Source organism: Pseudaeromonas pectinilytica (assembly GCF_054780855.1).
In genome coordinates this window covers 1-23117 of sequence record NZ_BAAGVN010000004.1, presented here as the reverse complement: position 1 = coordinate 23117, position 23117 = coordinate 1, and the positions used below count along the sequence as shown (strand labels likewise).

General features: G+C 54.5%; 18 protein-coding genes and 5 tRNA genes. 11 read left to right on the top strand and 12 right to left on the bottom strand.

From position 1 onward, the window contains the following. Positions 1 to 80 precede the first annotated feature (80 nt). From serC to ACYVG7_RS00265, 5 genes are all read left to right on the top strand, one after another. On the top strand, positions 81 to 1166 hold the full coding sequence (gene serC / locus ACYVG7_RS00285) for a 3-phosphoserine/phosphohydroxythreonine transaminase (protein ID WP_460881259.1): 1086 nt from the start codon (positions 81 to 83) through the stop codon (positions 1164 to 1166). An 85-nt stretch (positions 1167 to 1251) separates the two neighbouring features. Beyond that, positions 1252 to 2346 (top strand): histidinol-phosphate transaminase, encoded by a 1095-nt coding sequence (gene hisC, locus ACYVG7_RS00280; protein WP_460881258.1) that lies wholly within the window; start codon positions 1252 to 1254, stop codon positions 2344 to 2346. A gap of 237 nt (positions 2347 to 2583) precedes the next feature. Beyond that, on the top strand, positions 2584 to 4341 hold the full coding sequence (locus ACYVG7_RS00275; RefSeq protein WP_460881257.1) for a DUF342 domain-containing protein: 1758 nt from the start codon (positions 2584 to 2586) through the stop codon (positions 4339 to 4341). 131 nt (positions 4342 to 4472) lie between these two features. Beyond that, positions 4473 to 5753 carry a 3-phosphoshikimate 1-carboxyvinyltransferase gene (aroA, locus tag ACYVG7_RS00270; RefSeq protein WP_460881256.1) on the top strand — a complete coding sequence of 427 codons (1281 nt, stop codon included), beginning with the start codon at positions 4473 to 4475 and terminating at the stop codon, positions 5751 to 5753. Positions 5754 to 5958: 205 nt separating this feature from the next. Next, a complete protein-coding gene (locus tag ACYVG7_RS00265) occupies positions 5959 to 6450 on the top strand; it encodes a hypothetical protein (protein ID WP_460881255.1) in 492 nt (163 codons plus the stop codon). 2 nt (positions 6451 to 6452) lie between these two features. Here ACYVG7_RS00265 and ACYVG7_RS00260 read toward each other — a convergent pair whose 3' ends face one another. The 6 genes from ACYVG7_RS00260 to ACYVG7_RS00235 form a co-directional block, all read right to left on the bottom strand. After that, positions 6453 to 8333 carry an EAL domain-containing protein gene (locus ACYVG7_RS00260; protein WP_460881254.1) on the bottom strand — a complete coding sequence of 627 codons (1881 nt, stop codon included), beginning with the start codon at positions 8331 to 8333 and terminating at the stop codon, positions 6453 to 6455. 308 nt (positions 8334 to 8641) lie between these two features. Then, a tRNA-Asn gene (locus ACYVG7_RS00255) sits at positions 8642 to 8717 on the bottom strand. A 9-nt stretch (positions 8718 to 8726) separates the two neighbouring features. Next, positions 8727 to 8802: transfer RNA gene (locus ACYVG7_RS00250), tRNA-Asn, on the bottom strand. Positions 8803 to 8810: 8 nt separating this feature from the next. Further along, positions 8811 to 8886: transfer RNA gene (locus ACYVG7_RS00245), tRNA-Asn, on the bottom strand. Between the two features lie 9 nt (positions 8887 to 8895). Next, a tRNA-Asn gene (locus ACYVG7_RS00240) sits at positions 8896 to 8971 on the bottom strand. Between the two features lie 582 nt (positions 8972 to 9553). Continuing rightward, positions 9554 to 9629, bottom strand: a tRNA-Asn gene (locus tag ACYVG7_RS00235). A gap of 184 nt (positions 9630 to 9813) precedes the next feature. Here ACYVG7_RS00235 and ACYVG7_RS00230 point away from each other — a divergent pair. Continuing rightward, positions 9814 to 11154, top strand: coding sequence for an MATE family efflux transporter (locus ACYVG7_RS00230; protein ID WP_460881253.1), 1341 nt, complete (start codon positions 9814 to 9816; stop codon positions 11152 to 11154). Beyond that, positions 11151 to 13160: an excinuclease ABC subunit UvrB gene (gene uvrB / locus ACYVG7_RS00225; RefSeq protein WP_460881252.1), complete on the top strand. Its 2010-nt coding sequence runs from the start codon at positions 11151 to 11153 to the stop codon at positions 13158 to 13160. The genes ACYVG7_RS00230 and uvrB overlap by 4 nt, the downstream gene beginning before the upstream one ends. Positions 13161 to 13264: 104 nt before the next feature. On the opposite strand, the gene ACYVG7_RS00220 is transcribed toward uvrB, so the two are convergent. Together ACYVG7_RS00220 and nrdG are read right to left on the bottom strand one after the other, a co-directional pair. Continuing rightward, complete coding sequence (locus ACYVG7_RS00220; protein ID WP_460881251.1) at positions 13265 to 13567, bottom strand: HlyU family transcriptional regulator; 303 nt, start codon at positions 13565 to 13567, stop codon at positions 13265 to 13267. After that, positions 13558 to 14094, bottom strand: a complete 537-nt coding sequence (nrdG, locus tag ACYVG7_RS00215; RefSeq protein WP_460881250.1) for an anaerobic ribonucleoside-triphosphate reductase-activating protein — start codon at positions 14092 to 14094, stop codon at positions 13558 to 13560. The genes ACYVG7_RS00220 and nrdG overlap by 10 nt, the downstream gene beginning before the upstream one ends. A gap of 198 nt (positions 14095 to 14292) precedes the next feature. Between nrdG and ACYVG7_RS00210 the strand changes: the two genes are divergently transcribed. Then, the gene (locus tag ACYVG7_RS00210; protein ID WP_460881249.1) at positions 14293 to 14640 is read left to right on the top strand and encodes a DUF805 domain-containing protein; all 348 of its coding nucleotides are present in this window, start codon (positions 14293 to 14295) and stop codon (positions 14638 to 14640) included. A 51-nt stretch (positions 14641 to 14691) separates the two neighbouring features. On the opposite strand, the gene nrdD is transcribed toward ACYVG7_RS00210, so the two are convergent. Further along, positions 14692 to 16833, bottom strand: a complete 2142-nt coding sequence (gene nrdD, locus ACYVG7_RS00205; RefSeq protein ID WP_460881248.1) for an anaerobic ribonucleoside-triphosphate reductase — start codon at positions 16831 to 16833, stop codon at positions 14692 to 14694. 537 nt (positions 16834 to 17370) lie between these two features. Here nrdD and ACYVG7_RS00200 point away from each other — a divergent pair. Further along, entirely contained in the window at positions 17371 to 18159 is a 789-nt protein-coding gene (locus ACYVG7_RS00200; RefSeq protein WP_460881247.1) for a lysozyme inhibitor LprI family protein, read from the top strand. Positions 18160 to 18238: 79 nt separating this feature from the next. On the opposite strand, the gene ACYVG7_RS00195 is transcribed toward ACYVG7_RS00200, so the two are convergent. Together ACYVG7_RS00195 and ACYVG7_RS00190 are read right to left on the bottom strand one after the other, a co-directional pair. Continuing rightward, a complete protein-coding gene (locus tag ACYVG7_RS00195) occupies positions 18239 to 20152 on the bottom strand; it encodes an LTA synthase family protein (RefSeq protein ID WP_460881246.1) in 1914 nt (637 codons plus the stop codon). Positions 20153 to 20358: 206 nt separating this feature from the next. Beyond that, on the bottom strand, positions 20359 to 21249 hold the full coding sequence (locus ACYVG7_RS00190) for a DMT family transporter (RefSeq protein WP_460881245.1): 891 nt from the start codon (positions 21247 to 21249) through the stop codon (positions 20359 to 20361). A gap of 92 nt (positions 21250 to 21341) precedes the next feature. Between ACYVG7_RS00190 and ACYVG7_RS00185 the strand changes: the two genes are divergently transcribed. After that, positions 21342 to 22211 (top strand): AraC family transcriptional regulator, encoded by an 870-nt coding sequence (locus ACYVG7_RS00185; protein ID WP_460881244.1) that lies wholly within the window; start codon positions 21342 to 21344, stop codon positions 22209 to 22211. 106 nt (positions 22212 to 22317) lie between these two features. Here ACYVG7_RS00185 and ACYVG7_RS00180 read toward each other — a convergent pair whose 3' ends face one another. Then, positions 22318 to 22605, bottom strand: a complete 288-nt coding sequence (locus tag ACYVG7_RS00180) for a DUF3144 domain-containing protein (RefSeq protein ID WP_460881243.1) — start codon at positions 22603 to 22605, stop codon at positions 22318 to 22320. Between the two features lie 271 nt (positions 22606 to 22876). Between ACYVG7_RS00180 and ACYVG7_RS00175 the strand changes: the two genes are divergently transcribed. Further along, positions 22877 to 23080 (top strand): hypothetical protein, encoded by a 204-nt coding sequence (locus ACYVG7_RS00175; RefSeq protein ID WP_460881242.1) that lies wholly within the window; start codon positions 22877 to 22879, stop codon positions 23078 to 23080. Positions 23081 to 23117: the final 37 nt, after the last annotated feature.

The following is a 23117-nucleotide window of genomic DNA, read 5'->3' as shown; positions in this document are numbered from 1 at the left end:
GAGTCGATGAAAAACCTTTTGCGCCGGATCACGGTTCGGTGTAAAAGCTGGTAGTTCCAAGGAAGCCAACGGAAGAGAAGATGAGCAAGGTTTATAACTTTTGTGCAGGCCCGGCCATGCTGCCGGAAGAGGTAATGGCGCAAGCCCAACGCGAATTCATCGACTTTAGTGGTCTGGGTGTCTCCGTGATGGAGCTGTCCCACCGTGGCAAGGAGTACATGGCGGTTGCCGCCGAAGCGGAGAAGGATCTGCGCGATTTGATGCAGGTGCCGGACAACTACAAGGTACTCTTCATGCACGGTGGCGGTCGCGGCCAGTTCGCGGCAGTACCCCAGAATTTACTGGGCGGAGCCAACAAGAAGGCCGACTACCTGCTGTCAGGTGTCTGGTCCAAAGCGGCACTGACCGAAGGTCAGAAGTTTGGTGATATTCAGGGCGTCGAGGGTGTGGTCAAGCACGATAATGGTGGTTTCTCGCTGATCGAGAAGCCTCAGTTCCGTGCTGATGCGGCCTACGTGCATTTCTGCCCGAACGAAACCATTGAAGGCATCGAGATGTTCGATCTGCCGGCGACCAACGGCATCCCGCTGGTGGCGGATATGTCCTCGACTATTTTGTCCCGCCCGGTGGATGTCAGCCAGTACGGCATCATCTATGCCGGTGCCCAGAAGAATATCGGTCCGTCCGGTTTGGCGGTGGTGCTGGTACGCGATGACTTGCTGGGGAATGCCCGCCCCGATACACCGGCAATCTTTGATTACAAGGTAACTGCCGATAACGATTCCATGTTCAATACCCCGCCGACCTATTCCTGGTATCTGGCCGGTCTGGTGTTTAAGTGGTTGAAGCGCCAAGGTGGTCTGGAAGCCATGGAAGCCCGGAATATCGAGAAGGCGAAGTTCCTGTATGACTATATCGATGCCAGCGACTTCTACAGCAACCATGTGGCGCTGAACTGTCGTTCGCGGATGAACATTCCATTCCAGTTGAAGGATGCCGCTCTGGATGCCGCTTTCCTGAGTGATTCCAAGGCTGCCAATCTGATGGCGCTCAAGGGACATCGCATCGTCGGTGGCATGCGAGCCAGCTTGTATAACGCCATGCCGCTGGACGGGGTCAAGGCGCTGGTATCCTTTATGGAGCGCTTTGCCAAGCAGCACGGTTGAGTCAGATTAAGCTCCATTCATTAATAGAATCAGGGCCCTACGGGGCCCTGATGTTACCGATTGTCATAGCAAAGAGATCAGTATTATGGACTATTTGGCATTGGCCAACGCCGGGGTTTCCGGCTTGCAACCCTATCAGGCCGGCAAACCGATTGAGGAGCTGGAGCGTGAGTTGGGGATCAGCGACTGCGTCAAACTGGCATCGAACGAAAATCCATTGGGGTTGAGTCCGAAGGCGAAACTGGCGATTGAAGCGGCATTGGCCGATTTAACCCGTTATCCGGATGCCAACGGCTTCTATCTCAAGCAGAAGCTGGCTCAGACCTTCGGCCTGGATGCGGCGGGTTTGACCTTGGGCAATGGTTCCAATGAGGTCATTGACTTGATTTTTCATACCTTCGTCAGCCCAGGCGACGAGGTCATTTATGCCCAATACTCCTTCATCGTCTATGCCCTGGCCACCCAGGCGCACGGTGCCGATGCGGTAGTGGTGCCCGCTAAAAACTGGGGCCACGATCTGGACGCCATGCTGGCGGCTGTTACCGACAAGACCAAGCTGATCTGTATTGCCAATCCGAACAATCCGACCGGAACCGTACTGCCTCCGGCCGAACTGGAAGCGTTTCTGGCGCGAGTGCCAGAGCATATTCTGGTGATCCTGGATGAAGCCTATAACGAGTACATGGATCCGGCATTGCGAGCCGATAGCGCGGCCTGGGTAGCGCGATTCCCGAATCTGGTGGTGACTCGGACGTTCTCCAAAGCTTACGGCCTGGCGGGTTTACGCCTGGGCTATGCGGTGACGACCCCCGAGCTGGCCAGTGTCCTGAACCGGGTGCGTGAGCCCTTCAATGCCAATGCTCTGGCCCTGGTTGCGGCGCAAGCCACCCTGGAGGATAGCGATTATCTGCAGCGCGCTGTGGCGTTGAACCGGCAGGAAATGGCGCGCTATGAAGCCTTTTTCAACGAGTTGGGATTAACCTTTATTCCATCGAGCGGGAATTTTATCACCGTCGATCTGGCTCAACCCGCGGCGCCCATCTACCAAGCGTTGCTGCAACAAGGGGTGATCGTGCGTCCTATCGCAGGATACGGCATGCCGAACCACTTGCGGATCAGTATTGGGACCGCGCAAGAAAACGAGCGCTTCTTCAGTGCCTTGCGGCACATTCTGCAATAACTAGATCCCTTTAGTGAAAACGCCGGCTTGTCCGGCGTTTTTTGTTTCTGCGCCCAGCATCAGTATCCACCTGAATACAAAGAGAAATGTTATGGTTCTGCCGCTGTGAGCGGATAGCCATTCCTGACAAATTTGCCATAGTTGTATAAAGATTAATCCCACTTTGTAACGTTCGTCATGCTTGTGGGTGCACTGATCTGGTATCAAAAGAACATATACACTAACTGGTGGTTTGTAATGTCCGATTCAGTCTCTTCGCTGTCTGACGCTTCGTTATTTGGGGCCGGAGATCTGGGACCCGATTTCTTTTACCTCTCTTCTGATGGCCAGTTTGTCTTGCTCGCCATCGAGCCGGTAGAGGCGCATGTGGATGCCAAGGTACTGGCTGCTCTGCTGCAACATTCCAACTTTAGGAATTATCAGGTCAGTGACAAGGCACTGCAGGATGCGGCCAAGAATTTTCAGGAACTAAAATCCCAGTCGTCGCCCGATCAGGCCTCTTCACATTCGGTGATGATCGTTGCTCGGCGTCAGGATGGCCAAGTGACGGTGGCATTGAGCAAAGATGCCATGACGGCCACGGCAACCGTGACCGCTCCCTTTGCCGGCAAACCGGTCGATGTGGCCCAGGTGCGGGCCAGTTTGCATGCCGCCAGCATTACCCATGGTATCAGTACCCAGGCGATCAGTGAGTTATTGGTCCAGGTGGCGGCGTTGCCGCCCGGTGCACAGCTCAGTGCTGTGGTGGCCGAGGGGCAATTGGCTGTCAATGGTGCAGACAGTCGATTCGAAAAGCTGGTGGAAACCTTGCGCGAGCGTATCTTGCGCCCTCAGGTGCAAGATGCACGACAAGATCGTGTTGATTTACGGGATCTGGGCGTCATGGTGACTGTGGTGCCTGGTGATGCGGTCATGTGTCGCTATCCACCGAAGCCGGGGATCCCTGGGTTCAAGGTCACCGGTGAGTCGCTGCCGGCTAAACCCGGTGTGGAGGTGCCCTGGAATATAGGGGCTGGAACCCAGCTCAGTGCGGATAATCCAGAGCTGCTTGTTGCGACGCAAGAAGGGCTCCCTCAGGAGATTGAGCACGGCATGCAGGTGGATGAGGTGCTGAATATCCAGAATGTCGATGCCAAGTTTGGGCATGTCACTTTTTCCGGTAGTGTCATGATCAGCGGGAATGTGTGTGAGGGGATGCGGATCAAGGCGGGTGGCAGTGTGACAGTGGCGGGTCTGGTGGAATCGGCCTCGATAGAGGTGGGAGGGGATCTGTTAGTCGAAAAAGGCATCATAGGTCACCCCTTGCATCAGCCGGGACGTTATTCCTGCAACATCCGCTGTACTGGTGCTGTCTCCGCCCGTTTTGCCCAATATGCGGACATTTGTGCAGGCCATGATGTCACCGTGGGTAGTCAGTTGCTGCACTGCCGGATTGAAACTCCTGGTTCATTGACTATCTCGGATGCCAGCCGGAGTAAAGGCTCACTGTTAGGCAATGATATTGTTGTTGGCAAACAGGTTCTGGCTGTGACGCTGGGGGGAATGGCCGACACCTCGACCCAGATCACTATTCGCGGTTGCTATCCAGAATTACTGGCGCGCAAGAAAGAATTGCGCGGAGCGATTGAAACGAGTGAGCTCACCATCAAACATCTCGAAGATGCCGAAGCCAAAGTGCACCAATTGCCTATTGGCGAGAAACGTAATCTGTTGAGTCAAAAGATTGCGGCGACGCGTACTCATCTGGTCGAACAGCTGATCGAGGAACAGCGGGAATGGGATCAGGTCAATGCGGACCGCGAGGCTTTTTTGGCACAAGCCCGGGTCTTGTGTGCTCGCCATCTGTATGCTGGGGTGAAGGTCGAGATTGCCGGTTTCAAGCTTACCAGCGAGCGGGATTACCCAACTTGCCAGATTATTCACCAAGAGGGGCAGTTGATCGTCGAACCGCTGTTGGCCATTCCAGAGCCGGCACCATCGGACAAGAAAACCTGAGCTCGAGTTTTCCCGTGCAATCCCTTCTTGTCACTCCCTCGTCAGGGCGCTTATGGCTTGCCCTGTTCGCGTGTGGCTGATACTGTCGCCAGACTGTCCGTTATCCACCCGTTGTAAGAGAACAGGAAGTTATGAAAACCCTGACATTGGAACCCATAGCCCGAGTCGAGGGCACCGTCAATTTGCCAGGCTCCAAGAGTGTATCGAATCGCGCTCTGTTACTGGCCGCGTTGGCAAAAGGTACAACCCGCCTCACCAATCTATTAGACAGTGATGATATCCGTCACATGCTGGCCGCGCTGAAATTATTGGGGGTGAAATACGAGTTATCCGCCAACAAGACCGAGTGTGTCGTCCACGGTCTTGGCCGCCCATTCTCCGTGAGCGAACCGCTGCAACTGTTTCTGGGTAATGCGGGTACCGCGATGCGGCCCCTCTGTGCCGCTCTTTGTTTGGGAAATGGCGAGTTTACTCTGACGGGTGAGCCGAGAATGGAAGAGCGCCCCATTGGGCATCTGGTCGATGCCTTGCGTGAGGCGGGCGCCAAGATCCACTACTTGAAGAATGAGGGCTACCCACCGCTGACCATTGATGGCAAGGGGCTTTGGGGCGGCGAAGTTCATATTGATGGCTCGGTGTCCAGCCAGTTTCTGACTGCGTTTTTGATGGCGGCACCTCTGGCTGCCGGTGATATCCGGATCAAGATCAAGGGGGAGCTGGTTTCCAAACCCTACATCGATATCACCCTGCACATCATGCAGCAGTTCGGGGTTCTGGTAGAACATGACAACTATCAGATCTTCTACATTCGCGGTAATCAGCAGTACATGTCGCCGGGAGACTTCCTGGTGGAGGGCGATGCTTCATCCGCGTCCTACTTCCTGGCCGCCGGTGTGATCAAGGGCAAGGTCCGGGTCACCGGGATCGGCAAGCACAGTATTCAGGGGGATATCCGCTTTGCGGATGTGCTGGAAAAAATGGGTGGCAAGATCACCTGGGGTGAGGATTATATCGAGGCGGAACAAGGTCCGTTGCATGGCATCGACCTCGATTTGAATCATATCCCCGATGCGGCCATGACCATAGCCACCACGGCATTGTTTGCCACCGGTAAGACCGTGATCCGCAATATCTATAATTGGCGAGTCAAGGAAACGGATCGCTTGAGTGCTATGGCGACCGAGTTGCGCAAGCTGGGGGCTGAGGTTATCGAGGGTGAGGACTACATCGAAGTCACGCCTGTTGCACATCTACAGCATGCTGCCATCGATACTTACAATGACCACCGGATTGCCATGTGCTTCTCATTGGTGGCCTTGAGTGATACCCCTGTCACCATCAATGATCCGGGTTGTACCTCCAAGACATTCCCGGATTATTTTGAAAAGTTGGCCAGCATCAGCCATTCATGATGTTGATATGAGGGTGAGCTCAAGATTGGGGCGCCTGATGAGGCGCCCCTTTGTTTTGGTTTTTACTCCGATGTTTTTATCCGGCTCGACGTCATGGATCGCCCGGCTCGCTTTCTTTGCCGTGAGGATGCATCGATATCCCTGGCGGGATGAAAACTAAGATAGACTGTCGGATCTGGCTCAGCTCAGTAATGGGGACGGCAATTTGTTTACATTTTCATGCTCCGGACAACAAACAGGCCAGGCCACTATCACAGTCCATGCGGTTGACTGGTCAATGATTGGTGACGTGGCATTCAGCTGTAACGATGATGCCTTGGCTTGCTCACTGCTGACGGGATGTCGGTGTGATGCGGCTGGTTTTTTCAATCTGCTGGCGGGTTGTAAACCGGTGCAGGTCGAGCAATGGCTGGAGTACTTGAAAGAACGCGGTGTCATTCGGGATCTTCAGGTCACCATCCTTCACCCCGGAGACGGGGAGTATGCTCAAAAAACCGGGCTCAAAGGGGAGGAGCTTGAAGCATTACTGTCGTTATTTTACCGGATTGGCGGTTTTAACCGCTTGCAGATCACCCGCTATATGAAACAGCGCGGAAACGCTTCCCTGCTCTCCACGCGCTACGGTAAAGAAGAGCTGGAGCGGTTTCGTTTGCTTAATGAGGTGTTGCGCTTACTACACCGTCTCAAACGCGAATAACCTTACGCTATGGGCTCTATGCTGTAGCCATGGGTCAGTGGGGTTGGCCTGGCAATCAGGTACCCCTGGATCGCATCGATGTACATGGTTTCCAGCAACTGTTTCTGCGCGATATTTTCAACTCCTTCGGCGATCACCACACATCCCAAGCGGTGAGATACTTCGACGATCATGCGAATGAATTGTTGACTGGTATGTTCCCGCTCCAGCACGTTGATCAGACTCGGGTCCAGCTTGATGTAGTCAGGTTTAAGCTCGCGATACAGCCGGAATGACCCCAGGCCCTTGCCAAACTTCGAAATGCTAGAGCGGCTGCCTACGCGTCGCAACATCTCAAACAGACGGGTACTGGCCGCCAGGTTACAATCCAGCAGGTCTTCATCAACTTCAAACACCAGATTCGCGGCAACATTGGTGTCCCGCAGCAGTTGCCGCTCCAACCAGATCAGGAATGCCGTATTCATCAGGGCATTGGCCGACAGATTGATGCCCCAACGCTGATTGGCAAAATTTTGTTGGCTATGCTGCTGCATGATCAGCTCGATGATTTGTTGTTCCAGCCGGATGAGCAGGTCATGGCGTTGCGCCATGGCGAGCAGGGTTTCTGTCGGCATCACCTGGCCATTTTCACCCACGAAACGGGCAAATATTTCGGTATAGGTGCGGATCGAGATATTCATGCTCTGGATTGGTTGTTGCATCAATAAGATGGCCTTACGGGCTATGACATCGGCGATCACCTGTTTCCAATAACTCTCGCCTTGCAGGTAATCCTCACTGTCTTTTTCTTGCAGGTACCACCCATTGGTCACACTGGTCTGGGCTTTGGCTAACGCCAGATCACTGCGGCCCAGGATCTGCTCCGGCTCTTGTCCCGGCTTCAGCAGCGTGAGGCCGGTATAGGCCACGCTTTCCAGTTGGTTATCTTGTTGATATTGATCAAACGCTACTTTCAGTTCTCCGCCTAGTAGCGTTGCCTGATTGCTATTGCCAACCTTAAGCAGCACGCCAAAGTCACTGCCTCCCATCCGGTAGACGCGGGCATTCGCTAGTCGTTTGGCGCTCTTGTTGATCAGATTGGCAACGTCGATCAGGTACTTATCGCCAGCCACGAAGCCTCGCTGCTGGTTGATGGTTGCTAATTCGGTGGCTCGAACTATGGCCAGTAGTGAAAAAGAAACCTGCTCTTCATCATGCAGGATCTCGGTCAGATCCTGGCGAAAGCTGGTTCTATTCAATAGATTGGTCAATGGATCCTGGTTGACGCGCAACTCTAGTGCCAATGCATGTTGCTCGGCTTCTGCCAACTGCAGTTCCAACTGCTGACGCATGCTATGTATGGCTTCCGAGACTTGGTGCATCATGTCGTCGGGAAATGAGTGTGGCTGTTGAATCTCGTCCAGTAGCCTGTGTTGGAGGGTCTGTACCATCTTCTTCTGTAATGCCAACATGCCGCCGATTGCCAGAATGATGGTCAGCAACGCCAGAACACTTTGTATGGCCAATATCGGAACGAGCTGAGCGTGCTGGAGATGGTAAATCGCCTTCTGCCCGGGTTGTGGCAGGGCGACTTCCCCTGTTAAAGCTGGATAGAGCAGCTCCAGAAACCCTGTCGTGGCCTCGGAGGTTTGCATCAGCGTGCGCTGACTACTTTGTTCATAAATGGTAATGGCGGCGAGGTTGAGCTTATTCTGGATGTCGGTTAGCAATTGCGGCGTGAGGCTCGCGTTCGCTAACTCGGCCTGTAACAGGGTCGCGATATGCTGATTGCTCTGCTGCAACTGTTGGCTTTGCAGCAGATAGATGGCTGCGCCATTGAGCAACAACAAGCTAGCCATGAGCAACAAGGCCTTCTGCTTGAGCGTGGTCATCGGATTGCGCATCTTGTTCCCATCCCTATCCAAAAGAAACTGTTACGGCCTGCCGATCCTGAATCATCCATAGCCAGTTGGCTATGTTGATCCTTCAGCTACTAGATAATATCCATGTCTACTTATTAAGCAAAGACGATAAGCAAAGAGAGTGCCATCTCGCTCATGCGCTACGGGCTCACTTCGTGAACTCGCGCCGGATGCGCAACATCCATTTTGTGTCTTATTTGAATCCAGAATAGCAAATTGGCAGCAAAATGAAGGGAATCAGAACGACAGAAACACAAAGGGACACATGATTGTGTCCCTTTGTGTTGAATTGGCTCCTCCTGCTGGACTTGAACCAGCGACATACGGATTAACAGTCCGCCGTTCTACCGACTGAACTAAGGAGGAATTGAAATTTGGCTCCCTCGACTGGACTTGAACCAGTGACATACGGATTAACAGTCCGCCGTTCTACCGACTGAACTACGAGGGAATTGAAACTGGCTCCTCCTGCTGGACTTGAACCAGCGACATACGGATTAACAGTCCGCCGTTCTACCGACTGAACTAAGGAGGAATTGAAATTTGGCTCCCTCGACTGGACTTGAACCAGTGACATACGGATTAACAGTCCGCCGTTCTACCGACTGAACTACGAGGGAACAGAGTCTCTTCGAGACGCCGCGCATGTTACTGATTGGCCTGGAGACTGTCAACCGCTGCGCCGCTTATTTGGGGAAAAACGGCCTGTTCGGTGAAATGCTGCACAACGACGTATTATTCTTAATCAACAGGCGGTTACTCCGTCGATGTTCGTATGAAAAATCATGCGCTGACAGACGGGATGGATGGCTTGATTGCTTGCAGAGGGTGGGCAGGTTCAGAGAGCTTCAAATGGTGAAATCCTCTACCGGTCGGGCGTCTGAATTTATGCACAGCGTGCGGAAGTCGCGTGGTGTCTGGCTTGGCGCAAGTTATCCACGGTTTCTGTGGATAACCATGTGAGTTAAAGTTTCAAACCTTGCTGTAACCCGCATGTCATAAGGCTTTGCACGAGTTCAATAGAAAAGAGTTGAAATAATTTAATTGAATTAAATCAATGTGTTGCTGTTTATGGTGTTTTGTGCTGAAGCTGAGGCAGGTTGAAAAATTTCGGGTAAGCGAACGCTATGCCAATTGTGCATTGTTTTGGCGCATTGTGCTCTTTTTTGGTGGATAACTGCAGGAATGATGCCGAAATAAACTGGCTCCCTCGACTGGACTTGAACCAGTGACATACGGATTAACAGTCCGCCGTTCTACCGACTGAACTACGAGGGAATCGCTAGGCGAGGCCGACAATAGTAGAGATGGACTCCATTTAGGTCAATAGGGAATTGTGTGATGAACTGCAAACTCGGTTCGGTTTTTTCAAATGCTCGATAAGGCTAAAGGATCATTTTGCTTGGCTGTTTACCCATCGAATTGCAGGGTAGAATAGCGAAAAATCGCTGGAATTGAGCTTTTGAACGTCAACTTGCTGTCTGGTCCTATTCGTCCGCAACTTATTCGCATGACTCTGACCTTGATGGTCGGCATGTTGACCATGATGAGCTTTAATTTGCTCGATACTTGGTTTATCGCCCAGTTGGGAACCCGTGCGCTTGCGGCAATCAGTTTTACCTTTCCGATCACCTTTTCGCTGATTAGCCTGACGATTGGCATGGGGGTTGGCACCAGTGCCATTCTGGGGCGTTATTTGGGACAGGGGCGCGAGGAAGAGGCCAAGCGTAAGGCTCTGAGTGCCATTCTCTTTGCGTTTGGCTTCATGGTCGTCGGGGGTGGGGCTGGCTTGCTGTGGAGTGAGCCACTGTTTGTCGCTATGGGCGCCGATGCGGATGCCTTGCCGCTGATCCTCTCGTATATGCACATCTGGTTTGCCGGTTGTGGTCTATTGGCCGTTTCCATGGTCGGGAACGCGATCTTCCGGGCGTTTGGCAACACCCGCATCCCCAGTGGCATCATGGTCGCCGCCAGTTTGGTCAATGCCGTGCTAGATCCGGTGCTGATTTTCGGGGTTGGGCCTGTGCCTGCGCTGGGGATCCAGGGGGCTGCCATTGCCAGTCTGCTCTCTTGGGCGTGCGGCTGCGGTTTGATGCTGTGGATGTTGTGGTTTCGTCATCGTCTGCTGTCATGGCGACAGTTTGATCGTTATGGCTTATCCGATGGTCGCGAAATTTTACGTATCGCCATGCCTGCGGCGCTCGCCAATATGTTAACGCCACTGGCCACGGTACTGCTGACCGCATTTGTGGCTCGTTATGGTCAGGAGGCGGTTGCGGCGTATGGGGTTGGTAGTCGTCTCGAGTCCGTGGCTTGCCTGTTTATTCTGAGCCTTTCTATGAGCTTACCCCCTGTTATCAGCCAGAACAGTGGTGCTCGCCAGTTGGCGCGGGTCGCGGAGGCCTATCGCAGTGCCTTACAGATGGTCTTAATGATTCAACTGGCTATTTACCTGTTGCTGCTGCTCGGGTCGCCCTGGATTGCTACTGCGTTTAGTGATCAAGCCGAGGTGCAGCGCCTGTTATTGCAATATTTGTGGATCCTGCCTTTAGGGTATGGGCTACAAGGGGTGATCATCTTGACCAGTTCCTCCTTGAATGCCTTGCATCAACCGCGACTAGCCTTTGGCTTGAGCCTGTTGCGCTTTTTTGTGCTGTTTGTGCCTCTTTCGTGTCTGCTCGGATATGGCTTCGGACTGTTTGGGATGTTTATCGGTGGCGTTGTCGCCAACCTGCTCGGTGCCTGTCTAGCCTATCTGTGGTTCAATAGCACGCTGCGCCGCCTGACCTTGGAGTCCGTATGAGTAAAGCATTTCAACTGGAGAGTCAGTTTGAGCCCGCCGGCGATCAGCCGCAGGCGATTGCCCAATTGATTGATGGCATAGAATCTGGTCTGGCTCATCAGACGCTGCTCGGGGTGACCGGATCGGGCAAGACCTTTACCATGGCCAATGTGATCGCCCATTGCAATCGACCCACCATGATCATGGCGCATAACAAGACCTTGGCCGCCCAGCTGTACGGTGAGATGCGCGAGTTCTTCCCGCACAATGCGGTGGAGTATTTTGTCTCCTATTACGACTACTACCAGCCTGAAGCCTATGTACCGTCGACCGATACCTTTATCGAGAAGGATTCGGCAATCAATGATCACATCGAGCAGATGCGCTTATCAGCCACCAAGGCGCTGATGGAGCGACGGGACGTGATCATAGTGGCATCCGTCTCAGCCATCTATGGTCTAGGGGATCCGCAAGCTTATCTGAGCATGATGTTGCATCTGCGTCAGGGCGATATCATCAACCAGCGCGAGATTTTGCGCCGTCTGGCCGAGTTGCAATACAGCCGCAACGATGCCGCGTTTGCGCGGGCTACGTTCCGGGTGCGAGGGGAGGTGATCGATATCTTCCCCGCCGAGTCGGACAAGTTGGCGCTACGGGTCGAGTTGTTCGATGAGGAAGTCGAGCGGTTATCGCTGTTTGATCCGCTGACCGGCGCGGTGGAGAAGCAGGTTCCCCGCTACACCATCTTCCCGAAGAGTCACTATGTGACACCACGGGATACCATCCTCAATGCCATTGAGTCGATCAAGGTGGAACTCGGTGAGCGTCGTCAGCACCTACTCTCGGCCAACAAGCTGCTCGAAGAGCAACGCATCACTCAGCGCACCCAGTTTGATATCGAGATGATGCAGGAGCTGGGTTACTGCTCGGGCATCGAAAACTACTCTCGCTACCTCTCGGGACGGGCACCCGGTGAGCCGCCGCCCACGCTATTCGATTACCTGCCGGCGGATGGCTTGCTGATCATCGATGAATCTCACGTCACGGTGTCGCAGATTGGCGCCATGTACAAGGGCGATCGCTCACGCAAGGAGACATTGGTCGAGTACGGCTTCCGACTGCCTTCGGCACTGGATAACCGGCCGTTGAAATTTGATGAATTCGAGGCGCTGCAGCCCCAGACCATCTTTGTTTCGGCGACACCAGCCAACTATGAACTGGAAAAATCCAGCGGTCAGGTGGTCGAGCAGGTGGTGCGACCAACCGGTTTGCTGGATCCGGTGATTGAAGTGCGTCCGGTGGCCAGCCAGGTGGATGATGTACTGTCGGAGATCCGCATTCGCGCCAAGATCGACGAACGAGTGCTGATCACCACACTCACCAAACGCATGGCGGAAGATCTGACTGAGTATCTGGACGAGCACGGAGTGCGGGTCCGTTATCTGCATTCGGATGTGGATACCGTCGAACGGGTGGAGATTATCCGCGACTTGCGACTGGGCAAGTTCGATGTGCTGGTCGGGATCAACCTGCTACGGGAAGGGCTGGATATGCCGGAGGTGTCGCTGGTGGCCATTCTCGACGCCGACAAGGAAGGATTCCTGCGCTCGACCCGATCCCTGATCCAGACCATGGGTCGCGCCGCCCGAAATCTGAATGGTAAGGCGATCCTGTATGCCGATCGCATCACCGACTCCATGCGCGCGGCGATTGGCGAAACCGAGCGTCGGCGTGTCAAACAGCAAGAGTTTAATACCGAACATGGCATAGTCCCGACCGGCCTGAAGAAGAAAATTGTCGATATCATGCAGGTCAGCGGCAGTGGACCGAGTGATGAGCGGCAGTTGCGACAAGTGGCAGAGTCCGAGGCCTTCTATCATCCGGAGAGTCCGGAAAAAATGGCCAAGCGTATCAAGCAGCTTGAGGGGCAGATGTACGAACATGCCCGCAATCTGGAGTTTGAACAGGCCGCAGCCCTGCGGGATCAAATCCAGCTGCTGCATGAACAGCTGTTTCGTGAGCAGTGATGCGCTGGGGGATGAGCGGGAAGCTCTACGCCAATGGCCGGGCAATCCGGCCGTTGGGGGGTGATGGGACAATAGGTCTTGCCCGCACCGTTCTATGGTGTGGTTTAGCGGAAAATATCGCCCTGGGTATGTAGGATAAAGTTTTTAGCTTTCTCCACCATCAGCCGGGATGCCTCTTCCTTGTCGCTGATAATATCGGAGCGAATAAACAGATTAGTCTGCAACTCGCCGTCGATCTGCTTGCAGATACGTCCGGCCAAGCGGTATTGGCTTCCTTCCGGTTGTGGCTCGGGATAGATCAGAAACCCTTCATGTTCAATCGGCTCTACGGTGTTGGCAGATGCCGATGTGCGGTGATCGGACGGAGTCGCGGCGCCAAACAGACGGCGGAATAGGCTCATGAACATGGAAAATCTCCGGTAGACGATGGGGGGAGCGCGCGAGTGGCGGACTGCCACCAGGCCTGACTACGATCAAAATGGTGAAGCTGTTGGTTGCTGCTGCCGTGCCAGACCAGTGCCGGATCCGCCAGCTCCTTGATAAATTTGCCATCGATCAGGGTATCGACCAGATCAACCACGGCTTGCTGCTCCGCCGTCAGCTCGTCGAGCGTATAACCCGTCCAGCACCAGATATCCTTATCCGGACACTCCTGCCGTACCCGGGTCACCAGCGCCAGTACCGCCGATAGATTGGCTGGATGCAGCGGATCACCCCCGGACAGACTCAAGCCTCGACGCTTGATCTGTGGGTTATTCAGATCGGTGATGATCCGATCACTCATCGCCACAGTGAACGGATGCCCCGAGTCCAGCCGCCAAGTGGACTGGTTATAACAGCCCTTGCATTGATGGACGCAGCCGGAAACGAACAGCGTGCAGCGGGTGCCGGGGCCATTGACCACATCAATCGGGTAATACTGGTGATAATTCATGACAAACTCTCGATGTATCGAAATCGATGCCAAGTGATGGCGCGCCATTCTAGCATGGCTGGGCTCACAACTTCAGTGGCGTCAAATGGAGTTGGCTGTTACAGCTTGTTACCATGTCCGTGATCTTGGTATCAGAATGCCGGATCATGGAGTGGCTGTGCAGTCACAACACATAATCAAAAAAGGAATGCTAAAGGAATGAACTGGTATATCGAAGTTTTAAAAAAATATGTCACCTTCAGTGGCCGTGCCCGTCGCACTGAATACTGGATGTTTTTGTTGTTCAGCGTGATCGCCTCCATTGTGTTGGGTGTTGTCGATGGTGTCATCGGTACCGCTCCGGTGCTGGGTGCTCTGTACTCCCTGGGCGTACTGTTGCCGAGTCTGGCGGTTAGTGTGCGCCGTCTGCATGACACCGACCGCTCTGGCTGGTGGTTGTTGCTGGGGCTGATCCCGCTGGTTGGGCCGATCGTGTTGCTGGTGTTTTTCTGCTTCGAAGGGACTCGTGACGAGAACCGTTTCGGGGCCGATCCGAAAGCTGCCTGATAGCCATTGAGTGATCATAACAAGGGCGCCGTTGGGCGCCCTTGTTGTTTTCTATACCGCGTGTCCCATCCAGGGATTACAGTGCTTCACCCGGCGCTTGACCTCTTCTTGCTTGCCGCTGTTAAACGGCCGGGCATCCGGGCTGCCGAGATAACCGCATACCCGACGGGTGACCGAGACCTTGGTGGAGTCATGGTTGCCACATTTGGGGCAGGTGAACCCCTTGCTGGTACATTCGAATTCACCGGTAAAGCCACACTCGTAGCATTCGTCGATGGGGGTGTTGGTGCCGTAATAGGGGACCCTGTTGTAGCTGTAGTCCCAGACGTTTTCCAAGGCTTCCAGATTGTGCTGGATATTTGGATATTCGCCGTAGCAGATGAAACCACCACTGGCTAGGGGCGGGTAGGCCATCTCGAAATCCAGCTTGGCGTAAGGGTCTACCTTCTTCTCGACATCCAGATGGAAGCTGTTGGTGTAGTAGCCCTTGTCCGTTACGCCGTCGACCACCCCGAACTCGCGGGTGTCCAGTTTGCAGAAGCGGGTGCAGAGGTTTTCGCTGGGCGTGCTGTACAGACTGAAGCCATAGCCGGTTTCGGCTTTCCAGGCTTCGACTGCATCGCGCAGGGTCTGGACAATCTGGATGCCCTTCTGGCGCAGAGTTGCGTCATCAAACAGGTGCTTGTCGTGGCCATACAGCGCATTAATGGTTTCGTGAATGCCGATAAAGCCCAGTGAAATCGAGGCGCGTCCGTGCTTGAAGATCTCGCTGACGTTGTCATCGGCCTGCAAACGAACGCCACAAGCGCCTTCCATATACAGGATGGGGGCGACCCGGGCTTTGACGCCTTCCAGCCGCTCGATGCGGGCCATCAGCGCTTTTCTCGCCAGGCGCAGACGACTATCCAGCAGGTCGAAGAAGTGGGCTTCATCGCGAGCTTCCAGCGCAATCCGCGGCAGGTTCAGACTCACCACGCCGAGGTTGTTGCGCCCCTCATGGATCATCTCGCCATCCTCTTCATAGACACCGAGGAAGCTACGGCAGCCCATGGGCGTCTTGAACGAGCCGGTGACTTTGACCACCTGATCGTAGTTGAGGATATCCGGATACATGCGCTTGGAAGCACACTCCAGCGCCAGTCGCTTGATATCGTAATTCGGGTCGCCCAGTTTGTGGTTCAGACCATCCTTGATGGCAAACACCAGTTTGGGGAACACGGCCGTTTTCTTGTTTTTACCCAGCCCGGAGATGCGGTTCTTGAGGATGGACTCCTGGATCAAGCGGGATTCCCAGCTGGTTCCCAAGCCGAAGCCGAAGGTCACAAAAGGGGTCTGACCGTTGGCGGTGTGCAGGGTATTGACCTCATACTCCAGCGACTGGAAGGCGTCGTAGCACTCCTTTTCGGTCCGCGAACGCGCAAAACCTTCGGCATCCGGGATCTGCCACTCTTGTGCCACTTCCTTGTGCTTTTCATAGCTGATGGTGACGTAAGGGGCCAGCACCTCATCGATACGGTTGATGGTGGTACCGCCGTAGATGTGGCTGGCGACCTGGGCGATGATCTGGGCTGTCACCGCAGTCGCGGTACTGATCGACTTGGGGGTGTCGATCTCGGCATTTCCCATCTTGAAGCCATGGGTCAGCATGCCATGCAAGTCGATCAACATGCAGTTGAACATGGGGAAGAAGGGGGAGTAGTCCAGATCGTGGAAGTGCAGCTCTCCACGTTCGTGGGCTTGCACCACATCCCGTGGCAGCATGTATTGCTTGGCGTAGTGCTTGGCGACGATCCCGGCCAGCAGATCCCGCTGCGTTGGGATCACCTTGCTGTCTTTGTTGGCATTTTCGTTGAGCAGGTCGGCATTGCTCTGCTCGATCAGGCCGCGGATCTCCTGACTCAGACGGCCCTGTTTTTCACGGGCCATATCGCGGTCATGGCGATACTCGATGTAGGCGCGAGCCATCTCCTTATGCTCGCCCGCCATCAGCAGGTTTTCCACCATGTTCTGGATATCGTGAATCGCGACTTCGTCTTTGTCGGCCAGTTGTTGGGCAATCTGCTCGGCGATACCGGCACAATAGGCCAGATCCTTGACGCCGACCGCTTCGGCCGACTTGGCGACCGCTTCGATAATGCGCATGCCATTGAAGGGCACACGGCAGCCATCCCGCTTGATGATAACCGGTTTCACGATATCGCTCCTGATTTCAAAAGATCCATATTGCTGATGGCCTGCCAGGGATCGACTGGCGGGGCCTGATGCAGCAAAACACCGGGATCCGCGCTGGATCCCGCATGGTGACTGCATTCCCGTGATGGTGTGTGTTCACCAATGGAACACTATATGTAGGTGCCAATTCATTGCTGGCATCAAGATGTGGGTATTTAACCGCAAAGCGCCTCGCCGTTTTATTGATCTGGCGCAGAGAATTGGGGGGATGGATTAATCCGCCAGCAAGATTGCGATCGAAGCCGAAAAATGGTGAAAAATCGCTGGAATCCAGACGCATCCCTGATGCTTTGGCATGCGGCTCTCCAGGATGGCGGTTCGCTGCTTTTTACCCTGACGTACCGCGAGGGTGACGAGTGGGAAGGCTTTGCCATGCTTGGCTGGTTCCGTGTACTCTAGCGCCCGTTACGCGCTGGCTTTAGGCGTTGAGATTGCTATCGTTTTGGCTGTTCCGGATATTCCGGACCCCATCGTATTTAAATTGGTAAGGAGTAAGCCATGAGTTTCCGCGCTTTGATCGGGTCCCGGTGGTTACTGGCCGGTTTCGGCGGTCTGGTTGCGACCAGCTGTCTGGCGGCCGATACGCTGCCGATGGCTCAGAGTGCATCGGCTGCCGCCAGTGGTGTGACGTCTGGGGCTGTAGCCACTGTCAGCGCCGCTGTCGCCATCCAGGCTCTTGGTGATCAGGTGATCCCCCTGACGGAGGCGCAATTACCCAAAGGATTAACGGGTGATGAACGCAAGGCTCGGGATTCTGCCCGTAACCGTATGCTGCGGGAAAAATGTAAGGCTATCCCTAAGGATACCTTCGAGAAATATCAGTGCGAGCGCCCGGCGCAAGTGGATTTGATCGAACAGCTGGATCAATTACTCGCCGAGGTGACCCCTCTGCAGTCGGCATGGCCGGGCGTGGATGTCGCGGCGGATCAGGCGCAATGGGTGGTGCGTCGGGATGCCTGTCGTCAGGACCGGGATATCAAGATGTGTCTGGAGTTTGTCTATCTGGAGCGTATTGCCCAGTTACAGGCACAATTTGAGCGGGTGCCGACCGAGGGGCCCATCTCGTATCACTGCGATGGTTTAGCGCAACCCCTGGTGGCGACCTTCTACTCCACCGAGCCGCCTTTGCTGGTGGTGCAACAGGGCGACAGCCGAATTCTGACCTGGATGCGGCCTACCAGCGGCGGAGTCAATTTCGAGGGGGATGGAGTCAATTTTCATGAGTTCAAAGGCGGTGCCGATTGGACGCAAGGGGATAAACAGTACCGTTGCCAACAGCAACCCTGAATCGAGATTCCGTGATCCTGATGCAATAAAAAACCGGAGCACACAGCTCCGGTTTTTTTATGTTCGTCTGCAGCCAGACTCAGGTGCGGATCTTCATCTGCCCGGTGGTAAATAACTGACTGGCAATCTCGTACCAGGCGATGGCGTCGTGTTGCTGTCGCGCCTCATCGATGGCGGGAGCTTGCTCCACGACAGCGGAGGTCACAGGCTTTTTCTTCGGGTTCAGGATGCTTAAATGCTCCTGCTTCAGATAACCAAGCCCTTGATAGGTTGCAAGAAACGCTCGTTCGGGTCCTTTAGGTGTGGCAAACACATCTTGTCCCAGAAATTGTGAGCTGTAGTTGAAGTTCAGCAGCCCTAACAAAGTTGGTGCTACATCGATCTGGCTGCTCAGTCGCGCCACCTGCTGCGGGGCGATATGGCCTGGCGACCAGATGATCATCGGAATATGGTATCCCTCTACCGGGATTGCCGTCTTGCCGGCGCTGGAAGCGCAGTGATCGGCCACGATCACAAACAGGGTGTCCTTGGCCCACGGATGTTGCTGGGCGCGGCGCAGGAAGTCGCCGATGGCCCAGTCGGTGTACTTGACCGCACTCTCCCGACTGCCTTGGGGACGGTCGATACGATTCTCCGGGAAGGTGTAGGGTCTGTGGTTACTGGTGGTCATCAAGTGCGCGAAAAATGGACGCCCCAGCTGTGTTTCCTTGTCAAATTCCCGCAGTGCCATGCTGTAGAGGTCTTCATCGGCGACACCCCAGATATTCTCCTGGGTGATCTGATCCTTGTTCAGTGCCGTCCGGTCCAGCACCTGGTAGCCATTGCCGCTGAAATAACCATTCATATTGTCAAAGGTGCCATAGCCGCCATACAGGAAGTGGGTCTGGTAGCCCTTGCTGCGAAACACGGATCCCAAGGTGAACAGATTTTCGTTGTTCGGACGACGGACTATGGATTGACCCGGGGTTGGCGGTACCGCCAGGGAGAGCGCCTCCAGGCCACGAACAGTACGATTGCCGGTGGCATAGAGTTGGGTAAACAACATGCCCTGGCTGGCCAGCTTGTCGAGTTCCGGCGTCAGATTCTGGGTATTGCCGAAGCTGCCTAGATACTTGGCCGACAGACTCTCAACGGTGATCAGCACCACGTTCAGTCGTTTCTCGGTGCCGCTATGGCGGATGAGCCGGCGCATATCCAGCGGATCGTTGCTGACGAACGTGGCATCCGGGGTCGCGAGTTGCTCGCGAACTCGCTGCGCAGCCTCATTCACCGGCAGCGTGGCGTAGAAACGTTGAAAGTCGAGTTGATTATTGCGAAAGGCTCCAAACAGACTGAACAGGCCATTGCCAGCCAGCTCATTGGCATACTGATTACGACGCTGGTTGCTATCCTGGGCATTGAGGCCGACGCTGACCAGCAGGGTAACCAGCGCAGAGCTGAGTAATACTGGCCAGCGCCTATTGTGGTCGAGCAGATGCAGGACTGGACGCGGTAGCCACTGTGTGGCCACAGGATGATTGGAGAATAAAACCCATAACAGTGCGACACCGGCACATAGCGAAAGCCAGAGACCTATGGGGTAGGACTGCTGGATATTGCCGATCACCTCATGGGTATACACCAGATAATCGACGGCGATGAAATTGAAGCGGCTGTCGAACTCCTCCCAGAACACCCACTCACTGGCCACCTGGAACAGCAGGGCGAAGACGGTGAACAAGCGTACGCTCCAACCGGCGACTCGCCAAACCGGATGGTGCCGCCATCTCAACGGCGTCAGACTCAGCCAGAGTACAAAAGGCAGGATCAGATAGCCGAAACTGGCGATATCAAACAGGATACCGGCACTATAGGCAAACAGCAGATCGGTCAATGACAAGGCACCTTTATGCCAACTCATCCAGGTTAGTCCGAGGCGGCTAACCAGATTCAGAAGCAGATAACTGGCTGCAAACCAGTAGATAAAGGCATAACGGCGTGGGGAATTGGGCACAAACTGCTCCGACCATGAAATCCAATGAAACAGGATTATCAACAGGCAAGCTTAAGGGGGCCTTAAGCTCGCGGACTGTGCATGGTGGGACGAGAATAACCTGCTCTAAAAACCAGTGGTTATTCCCTTGAATTCACGGGTTATTGGTTCGAGAAATGACTCTTTAGAGTGAGATTTTTTGAAATATTTGGTTATTTATCAGTTTGTTACATTGCTGTGGCGGGTGTGTGGCCCGGTAATGGCTGACGCCAGAACTGGCAGAGCAAGACGCCGAGCAGCGTCAGTCCGCCCCCCCAGAGATGGAAACTATGGAGTCGTTCTCCCAGCCAACCGACGGCAATCAGTGCCGTGAACAACGGCAGCAGGTTCATGAAAATCGCGGTGCGATTAGCGCCCAGCAAGCGCACCCCCTGCAGCCAGAATAGGGTACCCAGCAGTGAGGCCGGAAGTGCAGCGTACAGGACCAGCGGCAGGTTATCCCGGCTTAGTAGCAGGTTGTCAGAACGCAAAAAATCGGGGAGTAGCCACAACAGGGCACAGCTCATTTGCAGGTAGATAAACTGCCAACCGGTGAAGGGTAATTGCCAGCGCTTGAGTAAGACGCCATACAGGGCGTAGGAAAGCACCGCTACTAGCATCAGCAGATCGCCACTGCTGATCCCTTGTTGCAGCAAGCGCTCCGGCGAGCCTTCACTGACCAGACCGAGTAAACCGGAAAACGACAGCACTGAACCACAGAGAATACCCAGTGTTGGTGTCTCCTTGAGCAGGAACAGGCTGAGCACTACGGTAAACAGCGGGATCAGGGCATTGTGGATGCCGATATTGACGGCGCTGATACTCTGGGCTGCGTAGTAACCCAGACTCTGGTTCAGCATCATACCCAGGCAGGCCAGCAGCATGAATTTCTTCATATAGGGGCGGATCTGTTGCCGCTGTTGCCATAACGGGCGCAGCATAAAGGGCGTCAGAAGTATCCAGGCGATGAACCAGCGATAAAAGGCAATGGCTCCTGGCTCAATGGTGCCTGCAGCGAGCTTGCTGACAATCGCGTTACCGCTCCAGATTAATACGGCCAGCAAGGGGTACCAGAACATAGTGTGACTCCAGACAATGATGTGGCGCGATTCTACGCTGTCCTATTTTCTGCATATAATGATAATCCGCCAACTCATTGCCATATTCAGACATGCTAAAGCCGCCCCGGATCAACCCATCATCATTGACCCCTGCATCGCCTGCCGCCCCTCGCCAACGGCGTCATACCGAGCCCTCGATCAGCTCGGCGCCACGAACCATTCGCTTTTGCGAGGCTCATCTGGCGGCAATGACCGATCTGGAAGAGGAGTGGCACGAATGGGGGCAGTTGGCTTTTATCCGGAGCGGTCTGATGGAGCTCTCCATCGCCGGGGAGAGCTTTATTGCCCCGCCGCGATTCGGGGTCTGGATCCCGCCTCGGGCACGACATCGCAGCTATAACCACAAGGCCATCGATTTCGGCACTATTAATGTGGCCAGTGAGCTCTGCCAAGCCTTGCCGACGTCACCCTGCGTGCTGGATTTATCCCCGTTATTGCTGGCGATTATCGACCATTTTCACCAGCACCAGTTGCTGGAGCCGGAAACCCCGGCGGACAGGCGTTTGAGTCTGGTGTTGATCGATCAGTTGGTGGCTTCGCCACGGCAATTGCGTTATCTGCCGATGACAGAGGATCGTTTGTTGGCGCCCGTGCTTCGGGCTTTGGAGATGCAACCTGCGGATAACCGCTCCTTGCAGCAGTGGGCCAAGATTGTCCATAGCACCGAGCGAACCCTGTCGCGGCGTTGTGGTCTGTTATTAGGCATGTCGTTTAGTGAATGGCGACAACGGCTGCGCTTTATTCATGCCTTGTCACTGCTGGAGCGCCAGATGAGCATTAAGGAGATAGCGCTGGAGCTGGGATATAGCTCACCGTCAGCCTTTATCACCATGTTTCAGTCGTTGGCCGGCGTGACCCCGGATCGTTATCGCAAGCGGGGAGTAGAGACGGTGGGGCTTGACGTAACCCTTCAGGGCTGAGCTGCGATCTACTAGCAAAGGGTTGGGGTAAGAGGCTCATATAACAGAGGCTCGCGGCATGAGAGGCATGCCGCAGCCTAGGTCACGATGCACACCGACTGTGCTATCAGGCGTTGTATTCGTCGAAGTTCTCGATGTAGTCGTCAAGATTGTCCATCAACAGCTGCCGATACTGCTCGGTGAAGTAGGCCACTGCATCCTCCTTACCGCTTTGAATATCACCGGCACTCTGGGCGGTGGAGGCAATCAGAAAGGCATTGAAGCGGGCGGTGGCATACAGCAAGGAGGCGCTGACATCATCACTGCTCTCGGCTTTCTCGCATTGTTCATTGGCCAGGTTGATGATCTCGTCTGCCCGTTGCCAGAAGGCATCATCCAGTGCTTCAGTACTCATAAGGTTCTCCTGCTGGGGTTCAGCATCTAGTTTCTAGTTCAGTGGCTTGCCCGACAAAGCATCGGCCAAGCGGCGCTGGCTATTAAATCAATCGCCATCCACTTCGCCAAGCCGATTTTCATCGGCAGGCCATTTTCACCGTTCTCGCGGCCGAAGCGAGTCTGGTGGTAAATGGTCACTCAGGTGGCTATGCTCTTCATGCGACACCCATTTATATTCCATCTGACCATGGTCTTCCGCTCTGGTCGCGTACGGCAAAAGGATTTCAGTGATGATGACAATGACAAAAATGACTCTGTTGGCCGCCATGATAGCAGGGATTGTCGGCTGCTCGACCCAACCGGATGAAGCCTTGGATACCAAGGTCAATACCGAGGTGACACAGGTGAAGGGTACCCCGGGCGGTATCGTGACGCAGACCCAGGTGTTGACCAGGGCGGGAGCACACTTTGTTGATCTTTTAACCAAAGAATAACTGAGCCCGATAGTCGTCATTCCAGCCGGCTCTTTTT

What these genes read in the sequence shown, in the direction of transcription:
- serC (WP_460881259.1), top strand. Translation starts at nt 81, where the DNA reads ATGAGCAAGGTTTATAACTTTTGTGCAGGCCCGGCCATGCTGCCGGAA.
- hisC (WP_460881258.1), top strand. Translation starts at nt 1,252, where the DNA reads ATGGACTATTTGGCATTGGCCAACGCCGGGGTTTCCGGCTTGCAACCC.
- ACYVG7_RS00275 (WP_460881257.1), top strand. Translation starts at nt 2,584, where the DNA reads ATGTCCGATTCAGTCTCTTCGCTGTCTGACGCTTCGTTATTTGGGGCC.
- aroA (WP_460881256.1), top strand. Translation starts at nt 4,473, where the DNA reads ATGAAAACCCTGACATTGGAACCCATAGCCCGAGTCGAGGGCACCGTC.
- ACYVG7_RS00260 (WP_460881254.1), bottom strand. Translation starts at nt 8,333, where the DNA reads ATGCGCAATCCGATGACCACGCTCAAGCAGAAGGCCTTGTTGCTCATG.
- uvrB (WP_460881252.1), top strand. Translation starts at nt 11,151, where the DNA reads ATGAGTAAAGCATTTCAACTGGAGAGTCAGTTTGAGCCCGCCGGCGAT.
- ACYVG7_RS00220 (WP_460881251.1), bottom strand. Translation starts at nt 13,567, where the DNA reads ATGTTCATGAGCCTATTCCGCCGTCTGTTTGGCGCCGCGACTCCGTCC.
- nrdG (WP_460881250.1), bottom strand. Translation starts at nt 14,094, where the DNA reads ATGAATTATCACCAGTATTACCCGATTGATGTGGTCAATGGCCCCGGC.
- ACYVG7_RS00210 (WP_460881249.1), top strand. Translation starts at nt 14,293, where the DNA reads ATGAACTGGTATATCGAAGTTTTAAAAAAATATGTCACCTTCAGTGGC.
- ACYVG7_RS00200 (WP_460881247.1), top strand. Translation starts at nt 17,371, where the DNA reads ATGAGTTTCCGCGCTTTGATCGGGTCCCGGTGGTTACTGGCCGGTTTC.
- ACYVG7_RS00190 (WP_460881245.1), bottom strand. Translation starts at nt 21,249, where the DNA reads ATGTTCTGGTACCCCTTGCTGGCCGTATTAATCTGGAGCGGTAACGCG.
- ACYVG7_RS00185 (WP_460881244.1), top strand. Translation starts at nt 21,342, where the DNA reads ATGCTAAAGCCGCCCCGGATCAACCCATCATCATTGACCCCTGCATCG.
- ACYVG7_RS00180 (WP_460881243.1), bottom strand. Translation starts at nt 22,605, where the DNA reads ATGAGTACTGAAGCACTGGATGATGCCTTCTGGCAACGGGCAGACGAG.
- ACYVG7_RS00175 (WP_460881242.1), top strand. Translation starts at nt 22,877, where the DNA reads ATGATGACAATGACAAAAATGACTCTGTTGGCCGCCATGATAGCAGGG.